Below are 20,335 nucleotides of genomic sequence, written 5' to 3'. Positions count from 1 at the left end.
CTGAAAGATGATCAGGTTGATAGGTCAGAGGTGGAAGCGCGGTGACGTGTGGAGCTGACTGATACTAATCGTTCGAGGACTTAACCAAAATAGATTACTCGTTTCTTCTTATTCTTCTTACAACATTATCTAGTTTTGAGGGCGCAAATCCTCAAACCAAATAGTCTGGTGGCGATGGCGAGAAGGTCACACCCGTTCCCATACCGAACACGGAAGTTAAGCTTCTCAGCGCCGATGGTAGTTGGGGGTTTCCCCCTGTGAGAGTAGGACGCCGCCGGGCACAATGAAAGAACAGCTGTAATGGCTGTTCTTTTTTTACTTTTAAAAAGTATAATCATTAACCATCAAACAAAACTTAGTTACCGGCACCAATTGTGCCTCTTTTTTATGCTGGTCGATATCTTTGCAAAAGTGGTCGATATATTCATGAATATGGTCGATATATTGGCAAATCCGCCGATAAATTTAAAAATGTGGTCGATAAAATTGAAAAATCGCCAATAAAACATATAATTGATCCTGATGAACCTCTCTCTGGGCACTTTACACGTGCAAATCATTTTCAAACGGTGAATATTTATCATAAAATTTCACAAAAATGTCGTCCTGGAGCTTCAATTAACATCCTCAAGCTTCCATAATATGAAAAAACATAAGAACACTCCCCTGTTTTCACCTAGCGACAGCTCAATTAAATAATAAACCAACCTAAATTGTTATAAGACATACAAGGAAACCGAATGTCAATCATAAAATATAAAACAACTAAACTTCCTGAAATATTATTCGGAAAATTGTATACAAAAAAACGCTCCTGGCAACAATAGGTGTACGGAGGTGGAGAATTTGGGTTCGCTTTTAGCTAAAAATCAAATTGGGGAAACGTGTGTGATTTGCGAACAGACAAAAAGTGCTGGCATACACCTGTATACTTCTTTTATATGCACAGACTGTGAGAGCATCATGATCAAGACAGATACGAGTGATCCTAAATATAAATATTACGTAGAAAAGCTAAGGAAAGTAACGAAACCTGGCATTTACAGTTAAAAGCTCATTTTGGGCTTTTATTTTTTTTGCTAAAAAACAGTGTTAGAATAGATAGGTGTGAATTTATTTATATAGGTGAGACTATGGATCAATCCAAAACACCCTTGTACTCTAAATTGGTTAATCATATAAACGGAAGCCCTCTATCGTTTCATGTACCAGGGCACAAAAATGGTGCTTTTTTTCCCGAAGAGGGACAAGCCTTCTTTAATCAAATTTTAAAAATCGATGCAACAGAAATAACGGGATTGGATGACCTTCATTCACCAGAGGGAGTTATTTTTGAAGCTGAAGAATTGCTTAGGGATTTATATAAAACGGATAAAAGCTTTTTTTTAATAAATGGATCAACTGTCGGGAATCTTGCGATGATCATGGCTGCGGTTAATGAGGATGATCTGGTGCTTGTCCAGCGCAATTCGCATAAATCCATCATGAATGCTATAAGACTCGCAAAAGCTAAACCTGTATTCATTAGTCCTGGATATAACGGAGAATACGGAGTAGCTGCCGGGTTATGTATGGAAGAAGTTAAATCAGCAATCAGTCAATATCCAAATGCAAAGGCCCTTATCCTAACCTACCCTAATTATTACGGACTGACATATGATCTTAAAAGCATTATAGATTTGGCTCATGAGCATGGCCTTATTGTTTTGGTGGATGAGGCTCATGGTGTCCATTTTATCGCAGGGGATTATTTTCCGGCTTCTGCCGTTGAACTCGGGGCCGATATTGTCGTACAGTCTGCCCATAAGACATTGCCAGCGATGACAATGGGAGCCTTCCTTCATTATCAGACGAAACGTGTGTCACTTAGTAAGCTGAAGTTCTATTTGCAGGCTCTGCAGTCCAGCAGCCCCTCTTATCCACTGATGGCTTCCCTTGATTTGGCGCGCCTTTATTTGGGTACTTATAGCAAGGAAGATATTTTGTATTTGAAAGAGGAGATTGAGGCATTCAAAAAAAAGCTGCAGACGCTAGGGACGATCCGTATATTGCAGCATGACGACCCGCTAAAATTAACCATCCAGTCAAAGGGTGCCTGGTCTGGTTTCGAGCTGCAATCCAGGCTTGAATCAGGAGGGATATATACGGAACTCGCAGACCCTTATAATGTGCTGCTTGTCCTTCCTTTAATGAAGCATGGCATGAAGCATCACTTGCAAGAAGCAGCTGAAAAGATTGCTAAGGTTGTAAGTACTATGCCTGACGGAAAAAATAAACCTGACTCAAAGGTCGTTCATAAAAGTATTTCAACTTTAAAGGTCAGTTATAATGAAATGGATCTTCTGCAGACAGAATATGTCTCGTTGCAGAGTTCTGCTGGGAGGGTCTGTGCTGAGCAAATCATTCCGTATCCACCGGGCATTCCGCTTTGTCTCCCGGGGGAAGTTGTGACAGAAGATGATATAGAAACAATCTCATTTTTGAGAGTTAAAGAAGCGAAAATCCAGGGCGGAGAATATTTGCATGCTGGTAAAATAAAAGTGTTTAAGAGTTGGGGGCTTTAAAATTGGAAAAGGGAATATTTATTACGATAGAAGGTCCGGATGGTTCTGGAAAGACAACAATCCTTCAGATGCTTGCTGAAAATCTCGAAAAGGAAGGATACGCCGTGGTGGCCACACGTGAGCCTGGCGGCATCGATATTGCCGAACAAATCAGGAAAGTCATCCTTGATCCGGAAAATACGGCAATGGATCCGCGTACGGAAGCACTTTTATACGCAGCGGCGAGAAGGCAGCATCTTGCCGAAAAGGTAAAGCCTGCTCTAAACGCAGGGAAAGTCGTCTTGTGTGATCGGTTTGTTGATAGTTCGCTTGCCTACCAGGGACATGCTCGTGGTCTGGGTATTGATGAGGTCTACTCAATCAACGAATTTGCGATAGAAAATATGATGCCAGCAATGACTCTATACTTTGATGTCGCACCAGAGATTGGGCTGGAAAGGATCAATAAAAACAAGGGACGCGAAGTCAATCGTCTGGACATGGAGAAGCTCGAATTCCACCAAAAGGTGAGGGAAGGCTATATGATTATCGCCGAGAGATTCCCGGACAGGATTGCCCAAATCGATGCTTCAAAGGAATTAGCAGCAGTTTACAAACAAGCTGAAGCTAAAATTAAAGAGTTATTGAATAGCTAATATGCAGAACAACAAGCCTGGGTTTCGATCAGGCTTGTTTTTAATTGGTAATTTTTCCAGTTTGCGAATAAGAGGATGTTTTTTGCGAATAAACCCCGTAAGTTTGCGAATAAAAGGTTATTTTTGCGAATAAAGCACTGGAATTTGCGAATAAAACCACTCGTTATACAGATAAGTGAATTTTATCTGGAAGGCAATGGTATTTTATGTTTATATCATGTCTTGTCACATGAATCCTGTTATAATAAACATACAAATGTAACGGAATGAAAAAACACTTTTTCGATAAGATAGTTGCGTTTGAACCAATCTGCACCTTTGGTTTTGAAGCAGCAAGTCTATAATAAAGCCTAGGGGGATAATGAATGAAGTTAATTTTAGCTGTAGTCCAGGACCAGGATAGCAACCGTCTGTCCAATGCATTAGTAGATCATAATTTTCGTGCAACAAAGATGGCTAGTACTGGAGGATTCCTGAAGTCAGGAAACACCACTTTTATCATAGGAACTGAAGACATCAGGGTAGAAAAGGCTTTGGAGGTCATCAGGGATAACTGTAAATCTCGTGACCAGCTTGTGGCACCTGTTTCGCCGATGGGAGGGAATGCGGATTCATATGTCCCTTACCCGGTTGAAGTAGAAGTTGGCGGGGCGACTGTATTCGTATTGCCTGTTGAGCAGTTTCATCAATTTTAACGGGAAGTACCCGGAGGTTTAGCAAGAGATGAAAATTAATCAGGATATGCGCCTTAACATAGATAAAGTTCGCCAGGATCAAAAACAACAGCCTGGGGGCGGAATCAAGTTCAATGAACTTGTGCAGAAACAGGAACATAAAATGCAGCTTGGACAGCTGCAGCAATTAATGAAGGAAGTCGAATCTGCCGGTGAAAGACTTGCGAGGTCGAGAACGTTCAAGGACCTGGCCAAGTTCAAGACACTAGTTAAGCAATTCGTAAAAGAAACCGTCAACTTTGGAATGGAGCTAAAGCACTCGCATAGTTGGAACCAATATGGCGAGGGCAGGTCGCTGAAGCTTGTAGAAACAATTGATGAAAAGCTCGTGGAGTTGACAGAAGAGTTAATGGATAATAAAGATGAACAGATTGATATTCTCGGTAAAATTGGGGAAATCAAAGGCTTGTTGATCAATTTATATACGTAAGTGAGTGATCGCATTGGCAAAGACGTGGGACGAGCTGGAGAAACTTCAGCCGAATGTTTTGAAAATGATTAAAAACAGCATCCTGAAAAATCGAATAGCCCATGCGTATTTATTTGAAGGAATGAGGGGCACTGGCAAAAAGGAGATTAGTATTCTTCTTGCCAAGAGCATCAATTGCCATGCTCCGGTTGATGGCTATAAGCCTTGTGAAAGCTGCTTGAACTGCAAAAGGATCAACCATGGCAACCATCCGGATATCCACCTTGTCGAGCCGGATGGCCTGTCGATCAAGAAAGGACAAATCCAGCAGCTGCAGGAAGAGTTTTCAAAAACAGGTGTAGAGTCAAAGAATAAACTTTACACGATTGTACATGCCGATCGGATGACGACAAATGCGGCGAACAGTCTGCTGAAATTCCTTGAGGAACCGCATGCGGGAACTGTTGCTGTATTGATCACCGAGCAGGCCCAGCAAATGCTGCCGACGATTTTATCGAGATGCCAGTTGATCAATTTCACCCCGTTATCTCCTAAAAATATGGCAGAACAATTGATTGCCAATGGGATACAACCGCAAATGGCACCCTTGTTGGCACAACTAACCAATAATTTGGAAGAAGCTTTAGAGATAAGTAATGATGATTGGTTTGCACAAGCACAAAAAATAGTGTTAAAATTATATGAAGTGCTGAAGAAGAATTCCCTTGAAGCTATGGTCGCGCTTCAAGAGAACTGGTTTATGCACTTCAAAGAGAAAGAACAAATTGATCGTGGTTTGGATTTATTACTTCTTATTTTTAAGGATTTATTATACATTCAGCTTGGCAAGAAAGACCAGGTTGTTTATCTAAACGAAAGCTCACGTTTAGAACAGTTTGCATTACAGACATCCGGACGGCGTCTTACCGAACAAATGGCAGCCATTCTGGAGGCGAAGAGGAAGCTGCATGCCAATATGAATCCCCAGCTGCTCATGGAGGAGCTGGTGTTAAAATTGCAGGAGGGATCTACACTTGTATGATGTAGTAGGTGTCCGCTTCAAGAAAGCGGGGAAGATTTATTATTTTGATCCCGGCGATCTCTCAATTCAAAAGGACGAATTCGTCATTGTCGAAACTGTAAGGGGCGTTGAGTACGGCAGAGTGGTAACTCCCCGTAAACAGGTCGGCGAAAAGGATGTAGTCCTGCCTCTGAAAAAGGTAGTCAGAATTGCAGATCAGAAGGATCGTCTCATTGTCGAGGAGAACAAAACGGCTGCAAAGGAAGCGTACGACGTTTGCAGTGATAAAGTGAATGAACATCAGCTTGATATGAAGCTTGTTGATGTTGAATATACATTTGACCGCAATAAAGTCATTTTCTACTTCACGGCTGACGGCCGCGTCGATTTCCGGGAATTGGTCAAGGACTTGGCCTCGATTTTCCGGACAAGGATTGAACTGCGCCAGATTGGCGTAAGGGATGAAGCGAAAATGCTAGGCGGAATAGGACCATGCGGCAGAATGCTTTGCTGTTCAACGTTCCTCGGGGACTTTGATCCAGTTTCAATCAAGATGGCCAAGGATCAAAACCTCTCCCTTAACCCGACGAAGATTTCCGGTCTATGCGGCAGGCTCATGTGCTGTTTGAAATATGAGAACGACGAATATGAAACAGCTAAAGAGCAACTGCCTGACCTGGGTGAAACGATTGTTACACCTGATGGACCTGGAAGGGTAGTCGGGCTTAACATCCTGGAACGAGTCATGAAAGTCGATATACCTGGCCAGGAACGTGTGCTGGAATATACACTTGAAGAAATACAGGAAGCAGGAGCTGTATCGTTGCAATCATCCACAGATTAATGGGGTGGAACAGGTGGATAAAAAAGATATCTTTGACTCAGTAAGTAATATGGAATCGCAGATTGGTGATTTATACCGTCAGCTTGGTGAGTTAAAACAGCATTTAGCAGAGGTTCTGGAAGAGAATAATGCATTAAAGCTGGAAAATGAGCATATAAGACGCCGTCTGGATCAAACTATTGGTAAAAAAGATCCAACCATTAAGAAAAGCGGTAAGGAAAACAGCAATCAGGCTCAGGGCGATAAAAATGTAGTCGACATCGGTGAAGGCTACGACAATCTTGCCCGTCTATATCAGGAAGGATTCCATATCTGCAATCTGCACTTTGGAAGCCCCCGCAAAGAGGATTGTCTGTTCTGTCTATCCTTTCTTAATAAAAAATAATTGGCAGCCTTCCTTAATTAGGGAAGGCTATTTTTATAATATTAAAGCCAAAGGGTCATTGATCGAAGCTGCCCAGGCATTGAACATATGTGTATGGAGGAAATAACTACAATGGTTAATTTACGGGAAGATGAACGATTGGATTATTTATTGGCGGAGGAGTTAAGGATTATCCAGAGTCCGAATGTATTTTCATTTTCGCTGGATGCTGTCCTGCTTGCGAGGTTTGTCTGGGTGCCAATCCAAAAAGGCAAGATTGTCGACCTTTGCAGCGGCAATGGTGTGATTCCATTATTTTTAAGCGCTAGGACAAAGGGAAGTATCACGGGGGTAGAGATTCAGGAACGGTTGTACGATATGGCAGTCCGAAGTATTGATTATAATAATCTTGAGGATCGTTTACATATGATTCATGGTGACCTAAAGGATGCGCCCAAAGAGCTTGGCTACGAGAAATATGATGTCGTGACATGCAATCCTCCTTATTTTCCTACACCTTCGAAGGAAGAAATAAATGTGAATGAACATTTGGCGATTGCGCGCCATGAGATACTTTGCACACTTGAGGATGCGATTAGATCATCGAGCCAGCTTGTAAAACAGGGTGGGAAGGTTGCGTTTGTCCACCGTCCAGGCAGGTTGATCGATATCATCGAAATCATGAGAAAATACCGTCTTGAGCCTAAGCGAATCCAGTTTGTTTATCCAAAAGCCGGGAAAGAAGCGAATATGCTTTTGGTAGAGGCGATTAAGGATGGAAGCCCTGACCTTAAAATTCTCGAGCCATTGACGGTATATGATGAAAATAATGAGTATACCCCAGTTATAAAAGAGATGTTATATGGAAGCAAATAAGCGCATAGAAACGGGTGATATACATGCAACAGCAGAAAAGCTTTGAACGGGAGCATGAAAAAGGGATTCTTTATCTTGTGCCAACTCCTATCGGGAACCTTGAGGACATGACATTCAGGGCGATCAGGATCATGAAAGAAGCCGATTGGATTGCGGCGGAGGATACAAGGAACACGAAAAAGCTATGTAACTATTTTGAAATTGAAACGCCCGTTACAAGCTATCATGAACATAATAAGGAAAGCAGCGGTTATAAATTGATTGAAAAGATCAAGGAGGGAGCAAAGGTCGCGCTTGTCAGCGATGCCGGAATGCCAACCATTTCTGATCCGGGTACAGAATTGGTGGCCGAAGCAATCGCCGCAGGATTGACTGTCGTACCGCTTCCAGGGGCGAATGCTGCCTTGACAGCTTTGATTGCTTCTGGCATTCTTCCTCAGCCATTCTATTATTATGGATTCCTCCAGAGGGGAAAAAAGGATAAGAAGAAGGAACTTGAGCTGCTAGCGAAGCAAACTGCAACAATCGTCCTTTATGAGTCTCCTCATCGTTTGAAGGAAACGCTATCGCTGATGCTTGATGGTCTTGGCGACCGGAAAATCGTCCTTTGCCGTGAACTGACGAAGAAATATGAGGAGTTCCTAAGAGGAACGATTTCTGAGGCAATGGCATGGGCAGAGGCAGAAGAAGTCCGCGGGGAATTTGTATTGATCATCGAAGGAGCTTCTCCTGATGCCATTGCCGAGGAAGAGGACCAATGGTGGGAGAAATTAAGCCTGGAAGAGCATGTAGAACATTATATTTCTAATGGACAAATGAACTCTAAGGATGCAATTAAGCAAACAGCAAAAGATAGAGGCATGCAAAAGCGAGAGGTATACCAGGCGTATCATATTAAAGAATAGTGCATAAATAACACATATAAAAAAAGGCCGTGGATTTGTCCACGGCCTTGAGTATTAGATTTATGCTTTTACAGGTTCGAAGCTTCCCTGGATTTCTTGAAGAAGCTGTTCAGCACCCTCACGGCTAAGGATCAGCTTGCCGCCTGCCAATGTGATGTTGTTGTCAGAAACTTCACCAGTGATGTGGCAAGTCATGTTTGGCTTGTACTTCTTAAGGATGATGCGATCATCATCAACATAAATTTCCAAAGCATCCTTTTCTGCGATGCCAAGAGTCCTTCTAAGTTCGATTGGAATTACCACACGGCCAAGCTCATCAACTTTACGTACGATACCAGTAGATTTCATAATAAACTATCTCCTCTCATTTTCCCTTATATTAAGTTCGTCATTTTTCGACATTTTTCTCTTATTGGTTTTATAATACCAGCGATTCCAATAACCGTCAATTATTTTATTTTTCTTCTGTTAACAAATTTTAACATAATGAGGAAACCTTTTCATACCAAGGGTTTTGAATAGGGAAGACAAGAGAGGGTAAGGAGTGGTACAGTTTTATCGACTTAAGAATACAAGAAAAATATTATAGGAGAATAGTAATTGGTGCGCGATTCGACAAAATTCTACAATATCATTCGACAAAATGTCACAATTTCGACAAACTCTTGATGGCATGTACATAATTTTGTAAACAGGTATATTCTCTTTATGGATTTGGTTATGATTTTATTATGCAGATTATCAATCTTTTACTTTGAAAATCGGTTATTAAGCTCCTGCCAAAAAATAAGGCGGGGCTTTTTTGATAAAGATGTTAGGAATATAAGCAAATCAAATTCTCTACTGACAAAATACGTAAACTTTATAGGGAGAATGTCCGTAGTGGAGAATTTTTTAAAAAAATCCCTCTTTTTTCTTTGCCTTTGGATGAACTGAATAAAAGAATGTGTAAAACGACTATCAATGCGCCTTTGTTTTACATTAAAGTGTTATGAATCCTAGGGCATTAGCTGGTATAATAACTACTATTAGAATGAACTAGCAGTTTTAGTTAAGGAGGATCTTCATGGAAGAGAAACTGAAAACCTTTTATCTTACAACCCCGATTTATTATCCGAGCGGCAATTTACATATTGGCCATGCTTATACGACAGTAGCTGGTGATGCAATGGCACGCTATAAGAGACTGCGCGGCTATGATGTCATGTACTTGACAGGCACGGATGAGCACGGTCAAAAAATCCAGCGAAATGCTGAGGCGAAGAGCATCACTCCGCAGCAATATGTAGATGAAATCGTAGAAGGCATCCAGGAGCTTTGGGGCAAGCTGGATATTTCCTACAATGATTTTATCCGTACGACTCAGGACCGCCACAAACAGATTGTCGAGAAAATTTTCGCTCAGCTTCTTGAGCAGGGAGATATCTATCTTGACCAATATGAAGGCTGGTACTGCACTCCATGCGAATCCTTCTACACAGACAGACAGCTTGAAGATGGCAACTGCCCGGATTGCGGCCGTCCTGTCGAAAAGGTTAAGGAAGAGTCGTACTTCTTCAAAATGAGCAAATACGCAGACAGGCTGCTGAAATATTATGAAGAAAACCCCGACTTCATTCAGCCGGAATCTCGTAAAAATGAAATGATTAATAACTTCATTAAGCCTGGTCTTGAGGACTTGGCTGTATCCCGTACAACGTTTGATTGGGGGGTCAAGGTCCCTGGTGACCCGAAGCATGTCATTTATGTATGGATCGATGCATTGTCGAACTATATCACGGCTCTTGGCTACGGAACCGACGATGATTCCAAGTACTTGAATTACTGGCCTGCGGATGTCCATCTTGTCGGCAAGGAAATCGTCCGCTTCCATACAATTTATTGGCCAATCATGTTGATGGCTCTTGACCTTCCACTCCCTAAAAAAGTTTTCGCCCATGGCTGGCTTTTGATGAAGGACGGAAAAATGTCGAAATCCAAGGGGAATGTTGTCGACCCGGTTACACTGATTGACCGATATGGTCTTGATGCGCTTCGTTACTACCTGCTCCGTGAAGTTCCATTTGGTTCTGATGGTGTATTCACTCCTGAAGGATTTGTCGAAAGGATCAACTTTGACCTTGCGAATGACCTTGGAAACCTGTTGAACAGAACGGTAGCAATGATCAATAAGTATTTCGACGGTAAAATTCCAGCGTACAATGGCTCTGAAGCGGAATATGAAAAGCAACTGCTTGAAATGAATAAAGAGACCGTCCGAAAGTACGAAGAGGCAATGGAGAAGATGGAATTTTCCGTGGCGCTTACTTCCGTATGGCAATTGATCAGCCGCTGCAATAAATTCATCGATGAAACACAGCCTTGGGTGCTTGCGAAGGATGAAGAAAAGAAAGCAGCCCTGGCCGATGTAATGGTTCACCTTGCTGAATCATTGAGAAGAGTGGCCGTTCTATTGAAGCCATTCCTGACAAGAACTCCTGATAAAATCTTTGCACAGCTGAATGTGGGATCCGAAGGACTTCAGACATGGGAAAGCTTAGAGGAATTCGGCCAGATTCCTGCTGGTACAAAAGTTGTTCAAGGAGAGCCAATCTTCCCGCGCCTTGAATTGAAGGAAGAAGTTGAATTCATCAAGGAGAAAATGCAGGGATCTGCTCCGGCGACACTTGTGGAGGAAGAAAAGCCTGAAATTCAGGATGAAATCACAATTGATGACTTCATGAAGGTTGAACTGCGTGTAGCGAAAGTCATCCATGCAGAACCAGTCAAGAAGGCTGATAAGCTTCTGAAGCTTCAATTGGATCTTGGCTATGAAAAGCGCCAGGTTGTTTCTGGCATCGCGAAGTACTACAAACCGGAAGACCTCGTCGGCAAAAAGGTGATTTGCGTGACGAACCTCAAGCCGGTCAAACTCCGCGGGGAGCTTTCCGAGGGAATGATCCTGGCAGGGGAAAAAGACGGTGTCATGTCATTGGCGACCGTAGATGATTCACTGTCAGTAGGTGCGAAAGTCAAATAATCTATTTAAACCTGAAAATGTTTCATGTGTAACATTTTCAGGTTTTTTGTGTTAAAAAGGCAATTTTTTTAATAGAGTGATTTATGATAGTAAAGAGAGTTAGTTAGCAACCACTCCCGACGATTGTCGGGTTTTTATGAAAACAGTTGCAAAGATTTGACCTTTACATTGAAAAAAAGTTATGATATCGACACATCTTTATCACAATAATAAGAACATCGCAGTCATCCTATTCAACCTTTTGTCAGGTATGATTAGAATGAAACTGCAGGGCAATGCTGCAAAGGAGTTTTGACATGCTTTTTGATACACACGTGCACTTAAACGCAGAACAATTCAACGAAGATCTACAGGAGGTCATTGACCGTGCAATTGCTGAAGGTGTTACGAATATGGTGGTTGTCGGTTTCGATGAAATAACGATAAAAAAAGCACTAGAGCTCGCCGAAAGCTATGACTTTCTTTATGCGAGTGTAGGTTGGCATCCAGTCGATGCAATCGGTATGACCCAGGAGCATTTGGACTGGCTGAAAGAATTGGCAAGCCATCCGAAGGTTGTGGCACTTGGGGAAATGGGTCTTGATTACTACTGGGACAAGTCACCGAAGGAAATCCAGAAAGAGGTCTTCCGCAAACAAATCAGACTGGCAAAAGAAGTGCAGCTTCCTATTATCATACATAATCGTGATGCAACAGCAGACATAGTAGAGATTTTAAAGGAAGAGAATGCCGGGGAAGTAGGCGGGATCATGCACTGTTTCAGCGGCAGCGTGGAAACAGCACTTGAATGCATTGAAATGGATTTCTTAATTTCGCTTGGCGGGCCTGTTACTTTTAAAAATGCTAAAAAACCGAAGGAAGTGGCAGAGGCAATCCCATTAGACCGTCTTTTGGTCGAAACAGACTGCCCATACCTGACTCCGCATCCATATCGCGGAAAAAGAAATGAACCAGCATATGTAAAATTGGTAGCACAACAAATTGCAGAACTGAAAGGGTTAACTCTTGAGGAAGTGGCAGAAGAAACAGCCAGAAATGCAAAAAAATTATTCGGCATAAAGTGATAAAGAATGTTGTCGATTTTTCAACAAGGTTGTCCAAACTTTTTATGTTTCTAAAAAGTTCTACATGTCTCACTTGCGACATAGGATAACCGTGTCGATAACTCTTGCTTTTCTTTTTATGGAGCATCTTGCATAATAGGGACTACGCTTGGCAAGGGTGTCTGGGTTGACAAGTCGGCAACAATATCTTTATAATCACTCCGAGAAGAGGAGGCGTTTTTCATCGTGATTAATAGTATGAAAAACCTGTTTTCCAAGACTTTGAGTAAGAAGAAACTGGTGATTTTTTCTGCTAGTTTCGTAGTTTTTGCCGCTGCTCTTGGGTTCTTCATGTATGAAGGGACCAAAAAGACAGTCGCATTGACACTGGATGGCGAAGAAAGAGTCATTAAAACACACGCTAATACTATCCAAGATATATTTAATGATCTCAATATCTCATTGCGCTCAGAGGATTATTTATCGCTGGCGGCAAACACGGAGGTTAAAAACAACCTATCAATCGTGTGGAAGCCGGCAAGACAGGTAGAGTTAATACAAGATCAGGAAAAGAAAACGTATTGGACAGCAGCCGATACTGTAGAGGAATTCCTGAAAGAACAGAATATCGCTATAAAGGAACACGACAAGTTAAACCAAAACCCAGACGCTAAATTAAAGCAAGATATGAAGATTGCCATTCAAAGAGCTTTCCCGCTCAAGCTTGTAGTAGGCGGAAAAGAGCAAGATGTTTGGTCGACTTCGACTACGGTCGCTGACTTTTTATCACAGCAAGGAATCACACTGAACGAAATGGACCGTGTTGAGCCTGCATTAAAGCAGAACGTCACTAAAGATGCCGTGATTAATGTCATTCGAGTTGAAAAAGTCACCGATGTAGTGGAAGAACCAATTAGCTATGCAGTCATTACGAAAAATGACAGCAAACTGGAAAAAGGGAAACAAAAAGTCGTAACAGAAGGCCAGGAAGGCTTGCTTTCCAAGGAGTATGAAGTAATTCTTGAAAACGGCAAAGAAGTATCAAGAAAACTGGTCAGTGAAAAGAAATTGAAAGAAAAACAGGATAAAGTCGTGGCAATGGGAACGAAGGTCATCGTAGCTCAAGTATCCCGTGGCTCAAGTGAACCGGCAGGAAAGGAATTCTATGTTTCTTCCACAGCGTACACTGCTAACTGTAACGGCTGCTCCGGCTACACGGCTACTGGTATCAACCTGAGAGCAAACCCTAATATCAAGGTCATTGCAGTAGATCCAAGAGTTATTCCTTTAGGAACAAAAGTATATGTTGAAGGATATGGCTATGCAATAGCTGCCGATAAAGGATCAGCTATCAAAGGGAATAAGATCGATGTCTTTTTCGCATCAAAAGCGGATGCATACCGCTGGGGCCGAAAGAGAGTCAAAATTAAAATCCTAAATTAATTCATGGATGCAGGGGAATCTTCCTCTGCATTTTTGTTTTTTCATTTTACGTTTAAGGTATAATAAGAAAAGCGTAGGCGACTCGAGGTCTATGCGCTGGCTGGAAACAAATCTACATATGAAAGTTTAGAGAGAAAGCATAATCGGAAAAAAACTTTACACCTATATAGACGATTATATTTCAAATATGTTTCATTTATTTCAAAAGTTTTTTTAAATTTTTTTTAGATTTTCTTTAATGAATCAACAATGCTCATTGCTTGGAGGAACCATGAAAATAAAAGAAATCATTGTAGTTGAGGGCAAGGATGATACAACGGCGATCAGGCGTGCTGTTGACGCGGATACAATTGAAACGAATGGGTCAGCGATTAATGCGGATACGATTGAACGGATTCGAAATGCTCATGAGAAACGGGGAGTCATTGTTTTTACCGATCCTGACTTTCCAGGCGAAAAAATCCGCAAAACCATTTCAGAGCAGGTTGCAGGTTGCAAGCATGCTTTTATACCAAAGGAATTGGCCAAGCCTAAATCCGGGAGGGGCCTTGGTGTAGAACATGCATCTCCCGAGGTGATCCGTGAAGCGCTGAAAGATGCACAGGTAATGGACGCAGAGGGGGTCGAGGAGATTACCCAGGAGGACTTGATTGTTTCGGGTCTGATTGGTGGGCCTGGTTCCAGGGAGAGGCGTGAAAAGCTTGGCAGACTGCTGCGTATTGGTTATACAAATGGGAAACAGCTGCATAAGCGTCTGATGATGTTTCAGGTGAAAAGACAGGATTTCGCAGCGGCACTGGCAGAAATCCTTAAGGAGGAACAAAATGCATAAAGATATTGCGACCCCGATGAGAACGAAAGAAATACTTGATAAATACGGCTTTTCTTTTAAAAAGAGCCTTGGACAGAACTTTTTGATCGATACAAATATCCTGAACCGCATCGTCGACCATGCGGAGTTAACCGAACATAGCGGTGCGATAGAAATCGGCCCTGGAATTGGAGCTTTGACTGAGCAGTTGGCTAAAAGAGCGGAAAAAGTTGTTGCATTTGAAATCGACCAGCGCCTGCTGCCGATATTGGAGGATACACTATCCCCTTATTCAAACGTAAAAGTCATCCATAGTGACGTATTGAAAGCAGATGTTCAAGCTGTGATGACGCAGGAATTTGATAAGCAAGAAGATGTTATGGTCGTTGCCAACCTGCCATATTACGTAACAACGCCGATCCTGATGAAGCTGCTTGAGGAAAGGCTGCCGATTAGAGGAATTGTCTGTATGCTTCAAAAGGAGGTTGGCGATAGAATCTCTGCCAAGCCTGGAACGAAGGAATATGGTTCACTGTCAATTGCAGTCCAGTATTACACAAAGGCTGAAACAGTGATGATTGTTCCTAAAACGGTGTTCATGCCACAGCCAAACGTGGATTCAGCCGTCATCAGATTGACATTGCATGATGAGCCACCGGTGAAGGTGAAAGATGAAGACTTCTTCTTCCGCGTCACCAGATCAAGTTTTGCACAGCGAAGGAAGACAATTTTGAATAACCTGACAAGCCAGCTGCCTGATGGAAAGCAGAAGAAAGAAAGTATACAAGCTGCGCTCCAGCAGGCAGGAGTCCAAGAGTCCCGCAGGGGAGAAACACTAACGATAGAAGAATTTGCTAAATTGAGCAATGAGCTGTATCCATATTTTCACTAAAGTCCGGAGATTTCCGGGCTTTTTTATTTTTACGGTAAAAAAAAGCTAGGAATTAAATAGTACTATCCATTTAGTCACCCAGACTCCAAATGCCTGAAAAAGCACATGTCTATGGGTATCTGCATATTTTATGTAAGAATACCACTTAGCGCAGCCTGTGTGCGGGGCAATTGGAGTGAGGATTATGAATATTAACCTCATGGATATCGTCGGCAGGGTTTCGCATCAATGCGATATTATGTTCCGGGTTATCGATATCAGAGAGAAACATGGCAAAAAAATCGCGATATTATACGGTGAGGATTTCCGATTGATTGCGGATGCGCCCTATGAAGATTTAATTAAAATAGATCCGAATATGCGCATGAGGCTGACAAAGGAATTCCGTTCACTTGAAGAACAGTCATATAAGCTATTCAGGCAGGATGTAGACTTATTGCAGCAAAAACAGGAATATGAAGCCACTGAGGGTTACAGCAAGTCATATAACTACTTTCAGATGCCTGGGAAGGTGCTCCATATTGATGGGGATCCTAATTATTTAAAAAAGTGCCTGACACTATATGAGAAAGTAGGAGTCCCTGTTTATGGATTCCATTGCAATGAAAAAGAAATGCCTGATAAAGTCGGATCGCTAATTGATTATTATCGACCTGATATATTGGTCATTACAGGACATGATGCTTATTCCAAGTCTAAGGGAACGATGGACGACCTGAATGCATATCGTCATTCTAAGCATTTTGTGCAGACAGTAAGAGAGGCCAGAAAGAAGGTTCCACATCTGGATCAGCTGGTCATATTTGCTGGAGCGTGCCAATCTCATTTTGAATCGTTGATCCATGCTGGAGCCAATTTTGCCAGTTCCCCTTCAAGAGTCAATATCCATGCTCTTGACCCAGTTTATATTGTTGCTAAAATCAGCTTTACACCATTCATGGAACGCATTAATGTGTGGGATGTACTTCGAAACACTTTGACGGGAGATAAGGGTCTAGGCGGTATCGAAACAAAGGGAGTATTAAGGACAGGAATGCCATATAATAAAAATTCGTCGGACTGAATAAAATACGGTCCGGCGTTTTTTTGTTTTTTCGTACATATTTTACCGCATTAAAGGCTACTCTAAAATTGTTGAAAATTAGAAGAAAAAGAAGACCGAAATATATTGACTTTTAAATTTGAGTACTGTTATAATTTATGTTTTTGTTTGACTAAATAGTGTCAGCGTGTTATACTTTACACAGTGAGGTGGACCGAATGCCAAAAACATTATCGGATATCAAAAAAGCGCTTGATTCAAACTTAGGAAAAAGACTCATGCTAAAGGCCAACGGAGGACGGAGAAAGACGATTGAACGTTCTGGCGTGTTAGCGGAAACTTATCCTTCTGTTTTCGTCATCGAGCTTGACCAGGATGAAAATGCTTTTGAACGTGTTTCGTACAGCTACGCAGATGTTTTAACTGAAACAGTGGAAATTACCTTCTTTGAAGATACAACAGGATCAATAGCTTTGAGCTAATTTTTTGGCTCAATGCAGTACAGGCAGTCAACTCTCGGGTTAACTGCTTTTTATTTTGCCTAAATTTCCTTAATTGAAGGATAAATAAGGAGCACATGAAAACCTCTTTTTTCAAAAATACTAAGGTAACCGTGGTGGTGAAAGGAGATGGTAGTAATGGGCAGAAGAAGAGGGATTATGTCTGAAAGGTTGAAGGAAGAGCTTGCGAAGGAGCTTGGCTTTTATGATGTCGTCCAGAATGAGGGATGGGGCGGAATCAAGGCCAAGGACGCAGGTAACATGGTTAAGCGAGCCATCGAGCTGGCTGAACAGCAGCTTGCCAACCAGAACCGCTGACCCAGATGAAAATTTCTTTGTAAACTGCCACAAAGCTGTTTTTCGCAGTTGCCAATAAAATTCAGATCCATCGCGGTGCCGGGGCTATTGCTCCGGCTTTTTGCATGGATAGAAACCGAGAGCAACTTCCATGTATCCTCCTGCAATACTAATTCTTTGTGAAATTACTGTATTCGCCATTACGCAAATGATAAAATAAAGGAATGTTTCTTGCAGAGGAGTCTTACTTATTTTACTCAAAGTGTATTGTTTGAATTAGATAATTGTCTTGCTTTAGCGCCTAACCCTCAAGGTCACTTCGGTCCACTCAATGAAGTCAAAAAAGCGACTTCACTGTGTGGCCCTCCAGCGCTTGTCGGTGCTGACCAAGGCGCTTGCGCTTTTCTATTCTTTTTGTGGTAAAATAGGACAAAATGTGGAATTCGTTTAAAGTAGGTGGAAGTTGTGAAGGTTTTAGTGAAGGCGCCAGCAAAAATCAATTTGTCCCTTGATGTTTTGCACAAACGTCCGGACGGTTACCATGAGGTGGAAATGGTCATGACGACGATTGATTTGGCTGATCGCATCGAACTTAGTTTACTAGAAGAAGACAGGATCGTGATCCATTCCCATAATCGGTTTGTTCCTGATGACCAGCGGAACCTTGCTTACCAGGCAGCGCATCTGTTGAAGGAGAGGTTCCAGGTGAAGCAAGGTGTTCTCATTGGTATTGAGAAGACTATTCCGGTGGCGGCAGGCCTTGCTGGCGGCAGCAGTGACGCTGCGGCAACGTTAAGAGGCTTGAATAAGCTATGGAAGCTTGGTCTGTCATTGGACGAGCTTGCCGTGCTCGGCGCTGAAATTGGCTCAGACGTTTCTTTCTGTGTTTACGGAGGAACAGCGCTTGCAACAGGCAGAGGGGAAATTATCAAGGAACTGCCGGCCCCGCCGACATGCTGGATTGTTTTGGCGAAGCCGTTTATCGGTGTATCGACCGCAGAAGTATATCGCCGCCTTAATGTAGAGAAAGTTCAGCATCCGCCTACAAAGCAAATGATATCCGCGATTGAAAATGGAGATTTCAATGGAGTCTGCAACAGTGTCGGAAATGTTTTGGAGGATGTGACGCTTTCGCTTTATCCAGAGGTAGCGCAGATTAAGGACCAAATGAAGCGGTTCGGCGCAGATGCTGTCTTGATGAGTGGAAGCGGCCCGACGGTATTTAGCCTTGTGGCTCATGATTCACGGATGCATCGCATTTATAACGGCCTGCGAGGGTTTTGTGACCAAGTATTTGCAGTGAGAATGCTTGGAGAACGCCACACTCTTGATTAAATCCGTATAATGGTGGTATATTAACCTTAAATATTCGGATTTTGGAGGTTCTTGAATGAAATTTCGACGCAGCGAGCGTTTGATCGATATGACTACCTATCTACTGGAACATCCGCGCCAATTGGTACCGTTGACCTATTTTGCTGAAAAATATGGTTCAGCAAAGTCCTCGATCAGTGAAGATCTCGGAATCATCAAAGAAACATTTGAACAGCGGGGAATCGGTGTCCTTCAGACTGTGCCTGGCGCTGCCGGGGGAGTCAAGTTCCATGTCCATGTCAGTGAAGAAAAAGCGAGGAAGGTAATCGATGAACTGTGTACCGTGATGGCAAGTCCTAATCGATTGCTGCCAGGCGGTTACCTTTACATGAATGATATCCTCGGAAATCCAGCAATTGTGCAGGAAGTCGGAAGGCTGCTCGCATCTGCTTTTGCTGAAAAGGATATCGAGGTTGTGATGACCGTGGCTACGAAAGGGATTCCCATCGCTTATGCAGTTGCAAGCAACTTGAATGTCCCTGTCGTGATTGTCAGAAGGGATAGCAAAGTGACGGAAGGGTCAACGGTGAGCATCAATTATGTTTCAGGCTCTTCAAAAAGAATCCAGACGATGGTGCTATCAAAGCGAAGCCTTGCAGAAGGTTCGAAGGTTCTGATTGTCGATGACTTCATGAAAGCAGGCGGTACCGTTAATGGCATGATCAACTTGCTTGAAGAGTTTAATGCAGAGTTAGCGGGAATAGCGGTACTGGTTGAATCGGAGAACATCGAGGAAAGACTTGTTGATGAGTATCTCTCACTCGTACGCCTTTCAGATGTAGACGTAAAAGAACGAAATATTACCGTGAGTGAAGGAAATTACTTCGCTCGCAGAGAATAGTTGTTCATATAACAAATAGACGAGGTGACAATATGAATATTGTACAGACTTCAAACGCGCCCGCCGCAATCGGTCCATATTCGCAAGGTGTGGTTGTGAACAATCTTTTCTACAGCTCTGGCCAGATTCCTTTGACTCCAGAGGGTGTAATGGTCGAAGGAGATATCCAAGCCCAGACTCATCAGGTATTCAAAAACTTGAAAGCTGTTCTAGAGGCTGCAGGTGCATCCCTTGAAACAGTCGTAAAAGCAACTGTCTTCATCAAAAATATGGATGAATTCGCTCAGTTGAATGAAGTATATGCAGAGTATTTCAATGTGCATAAGCCAGCTCGCTCAACAGTAGAAGTGGCAAGACTGCCAAAGGATGCCTTGGTGGAAATCGAAGTAGTAGCGCTCGTTAAATAACGGGCGTTTTTTTTATGTTTAAAAGAGATTAAGAATGTGTTTGAAGTGGAGCAAACCCAAAATTACGGTCAAAAGAAGGCTGTTTCTCCGCCCGGAAAAGAGAGGGACCGCGGATTTAGGTCGAAGCAAAGAGGATTCTCCACCTGAAAAAAGCGGGAACCGCGGATTTCGATCGCAGCAGAGAGGTTTCTCCGCCCGAAAAAAGCGGGAACCGCGGTTTAGGGCACAACAAAGAGGTCTCAACCCGACCCATCCGTAAAAATAGGATGGGATAAATAAACATTTATAATACAAAAACTTTTTCTATATAGATT

General features: G+C 42.5%; 22 protein-coding genes and 2 rRNA genes. 23 read left to right on the top strand and 1 reads right to left on the bottom strand.

What is annotated here, in order from left to right; genetic code table 11:
* From ACH0QE_RS00285 to rsmI, 12 genes are all read left to right on the top strand, one after another.
* Positions 1 to 88 (top strand): 23S ribosomal RNA (locus ACH0QE_RS00285); the annotation flags it as partial.
* Between the two features lie 76 nt (positions 89 to 164).
* Positions 165 to 280, top strand: a 5S ribosomal RNA gene (gene rrf / locus ACH0QE_RS00280).
* 566 nt (positions 281 to 846) lie between these two features.
* Positions 847 to 1,050, top strand: coding sequence for a sigma factor G inhibitor Gin (locus tag ACH0QE_RS00275; protein ID WP_102264775.1), 204 nt, complete (start codon positions 847 to 849; stop codon positions 1,048 to 1,050).
* An 83-nt stretch (positions 1,051 to 1,133) separates the two neighbouring features.
* Complete coding sequence (locus tag ACH0QE_RS00270) at positions 1,134 to 2,564, top strand: aminotransferase class I/II-fold pyridoxal phosphate-dependent enzyme (protein WP_415798759.1); 1,431 nt, start codon at positions 1,134 to 1,136, stop codon at positions 2,562 to 2,564.
* A 2-nt stretch (positions 2,565 to 2,566) separates the two neighbouring features.
* Positions 2,567 to 3,199 carry a dTMP kinase gene (gene tmk / locus ACH0QE_RS00265; protein ID WP_415798758.1) on the top strand — a complete coding sequence of 211 codons (633 nt, stop codon included), beginning with the start codon at positions 2,567 to 2,569 and terminating at the stop codon, positions 3,197 to 3,199.
* 365 nt (positions 3,200 to 3,564) lie between these two features.
* Entirely contained in the window at positions 3,565 to 3,894 is a 330-nt protein-coding gene (locus ACH0QE_RS00260) for a cyclic-di-AMP receptor (RefSeq protein ID WP_023613337.1), read from the top strand.
* A gap of 28 nt (positions 3,895 to 3,922) precedes the next feature.
* Positions 3,923 to 4,363 carry a YaaR family protein gene (locus ACH0QE_RS00255; protein ID WP_415798757.1) on the top strand — a complete coding sequence of 147 codons (441 nt, stop codon included), beginning with the start codon at positions 3,923 to 3,925 and terminating at the stop codon, positions 4,361 to 4,363.
* A gap of 13 nt (positions 4,364 to 4,376) precedes the next feature.
* Positions 4,377 to 5,384, top strand: coding sequence for a DNA polymerase III subunit delta' (holB, locus tag ACH0QE_RS00250; protein WP_415798756.1), 1,008 nt, complete (start codon positions 4,377 to 4,379; stop codon positions 5,382 to 5,384).
* On the top strand, positions 5,377 to 6,207 hold the full coding sequence (locus tag ACH0QE_RS00245) for a PSP1 domain-containing protein (protein WP_415798755.1): 831 nt from the start codon (positions 5,377 to 5,379) through the stop codon (positions 6,205 to 6,207). Before holB ends, ACH0QE_RS00245 begins: the two co-directional genes overlap by 8 nt.
* Positions 6,208 to 6,220: 13 nt before the next feature.
* Complete coding sequence (yabA, locus tag ACH0QE_RS00240; protein ID WP_214903949.1) at positions 6,221 to 6,592, top strand: DNA replication initiation control protein YabA; 372 nt, start codon at positions 6,221 to 6,223, stop codon at positions 6,590 to 6,592.
* Positions 6,593 to 6,703: 111 nt separating this feature from the next.
* On the top strand, positions 6,704 to 7,447 hold the full coding sequence (locus tag ACH0QE_RS00235) for a tRNA1(Val) (adenine(37)-N6)-methyltransferase (protein WP_415798754.1): 744 nt from the start codon (positions 6,704 to 6,706) through the stop codon (positions 7,445 to 7,447).
* Between the two features lie 23 nt (positions 7,448 to 7,470).
* Positions 7,471 to 8,352, top strand: coding sequence for a 16S rRNA (cytidine(1402)-2'-O)-methyltransferase (gene rsmI / locus ACH0QE_RS00230; RefSeq protein WP_415798753.1), 882 nt, complete (start codon positions 7,471 to 7,473; stop codon positions 8,350 to 8,352).
* Between the two features lie 60 nt (positions 8,353 to 8,412).
* On the opposite strand, the gene ACH0QE_RS00225 is transcribed toward rsmI, so the two are convergent.
* A complete protein-coding gene (locus ACH0QE_RS00225; RefSeq protein ID WP_102264789.1) occupies positions 8,413 to 8,700 on the bottom strand; it encodes an AbrB/MazE/SpoVT family DNA-binding domain-containing protein in 288 nt (95 codons plus the stop codon).
* Positions 8,701 to 9,418: 718 nt separating this feature from the next.
* Here ACH0QE_RS00225 and metG point away from each other — a divergent pair.
* From metG to ACH0QE_RS00170, 11 genes are all read left to right on the top strand, one after another.
* Positions 9,419 to 11,371 carry a methionine--tRNA ligase gene (metG, locus tag ACH0QE_RS00220; protein ID WP_415798752.1) on the top strand — a complete coding sequence of 651 codons (1,953 nt, stop codon included), beginning with the start codon at positions 9,419 to 9,421 and terminating at the stop codon, positions 11,369 to 11,371.
* A 296-nt stretch (positions 11,372 to 11,667) separates the two neighbouring features.
* Entirely contained in the window at positions 11,668 to 12,435 is a 768-nt protein-coding gene (locus ACH0QE_RS00215; RefSeq protein WP_415798751.1) for a TatD family hydrolase, read from the top strand.
* A 237-nt stretch (positions 12,436 to 12,672) separates the two neighbouring features.
* Entirely contained in the window at positions 12,673 to 13,857 is a 1,185-nt protein-coding gene (locus ACH0QE_RS00210; RefSeq protein ID WP_415798760.1) for a ubiquitin-like domain-containing protein, read from the top strand.
* A 271-nt stretch (positions 13,858 to 14,128) separates the two neighbouring features.
* Positions 14,129 to 14,689 (top strand): ribonuclease M5, encoded by a 561-nt coding sequence (rnmV, locus tag ACH0QE_RS00205; protein ID WP_415798750.1) that lies wholly within the window; start codon positions 14,129 to 14,131, stop codon positions 14,687 to 14,689.
* Positions 14,682 to 15,560, top strand: coding sequence for a 16S rRNA (adenine(1518)-N(6)/adenine(1519)-N(6))-dimethyltransferase RsmA (gene rsmA, locus ACH0QE_RS00200; protein ID WP_415798749.1), 879 nt, complete (start codon positions 14,682 to 14,684; stop codon positions 15,558 to 15,560). The genes rnmV and rsmA overlap by 8 nt, the downstream gene beginning before the upstream one ends.
* Positions 15,561 to 15,744: 184 nt before the next feature.
* A complete protein-coding gene (gene yabG / locus ACH0QE_RS00195; RefSeq protein WP_415798748.1) occupies positions 15,745 to 16,623 on the top strand; it encodes a sporulation peptidase YabG in 879 nt (292 codons plus the stop codon).
* A gap of 197 nt (positions 16,624 to 16,820) precedes the next feature.
* A complete protein-coding gene (veg, locus tag ACH0QE_RS00190; RefSeq protein WP_023613322.1) occupies positions 16,821 to 17,084 on the top strand; it encodes a biofilm formation stimulator Veg in 264 nt (87 codons plus the stop codon).
* Between the two features lie 156 nt (positions 17,085 to 17,240).
* Positions 17,241 to 17,420, top strand: coding sequence for a small, acid-soluble spore protein, alpha/beta type (locus ACH0QE_RS00185; protein ID WP_041967995.1), 180 nt, complete (start codon positions 17,241 to 17,243; stop codon positions 17,418 to 17,420).
* 444 nt (positions 17,421 to 17,864) lie between these two features.
* Positions 17,865 to 18,734 carry a 4-(cytidine 5'-diphospho)-2-C-methyl-D-erythritol kinase gene (gene ispE, locus ACH0QE_RS00180; RefSeq protein WP_415798747.1) on the top strand — a complete coding sequence of 290 codons (870 nt, stop codon included), beginning with the start codon at positions 17,865 to 17,867 and terminating at the stop codon, positions 18,732 to 18,734.
* 55 nt (positions 18,735 to 18,789) lie between these two features.
* Positions 18,790 to 19,614 (top strand): pur operon repressor, encoded by an 825-nt coding sequence (purR, locus tag ACH0QE_RS00175; RefSeq protein WP_415798746.1) that lies wholly within the window; start codon positions 18,790 to 18,792, stop codon positions 19,612 to 19,614.
* A 32-nt stretch (positions 19,615 to 19,646) separates the two neighbouring features.
* A complete protein-coding gene (locus ACH0QE_RS00170; RefSeq protein WP_102264799.1) occupies positions 19,647 to 20,021 on the top strand; it encodes a RidA family protein in 375 nt (124 codons plus the stop codon).
* Positions 20,022 to 20,335 lie beyond the last annotated feature (314 nt).

The organism is Mesobacillus sp. (assembly GCF_047739415.1).
Taxonomy (GTDB): Bacteria; Bacillota; Bacilli; order Bacillales; family Cytobacillaceae; genus Mesobacillus.
The sequence above is the reverse complement of the archived record's forward strand: the minus strand, read 5'-3'. Positions and strand labels throughout refer to the sequence as shown.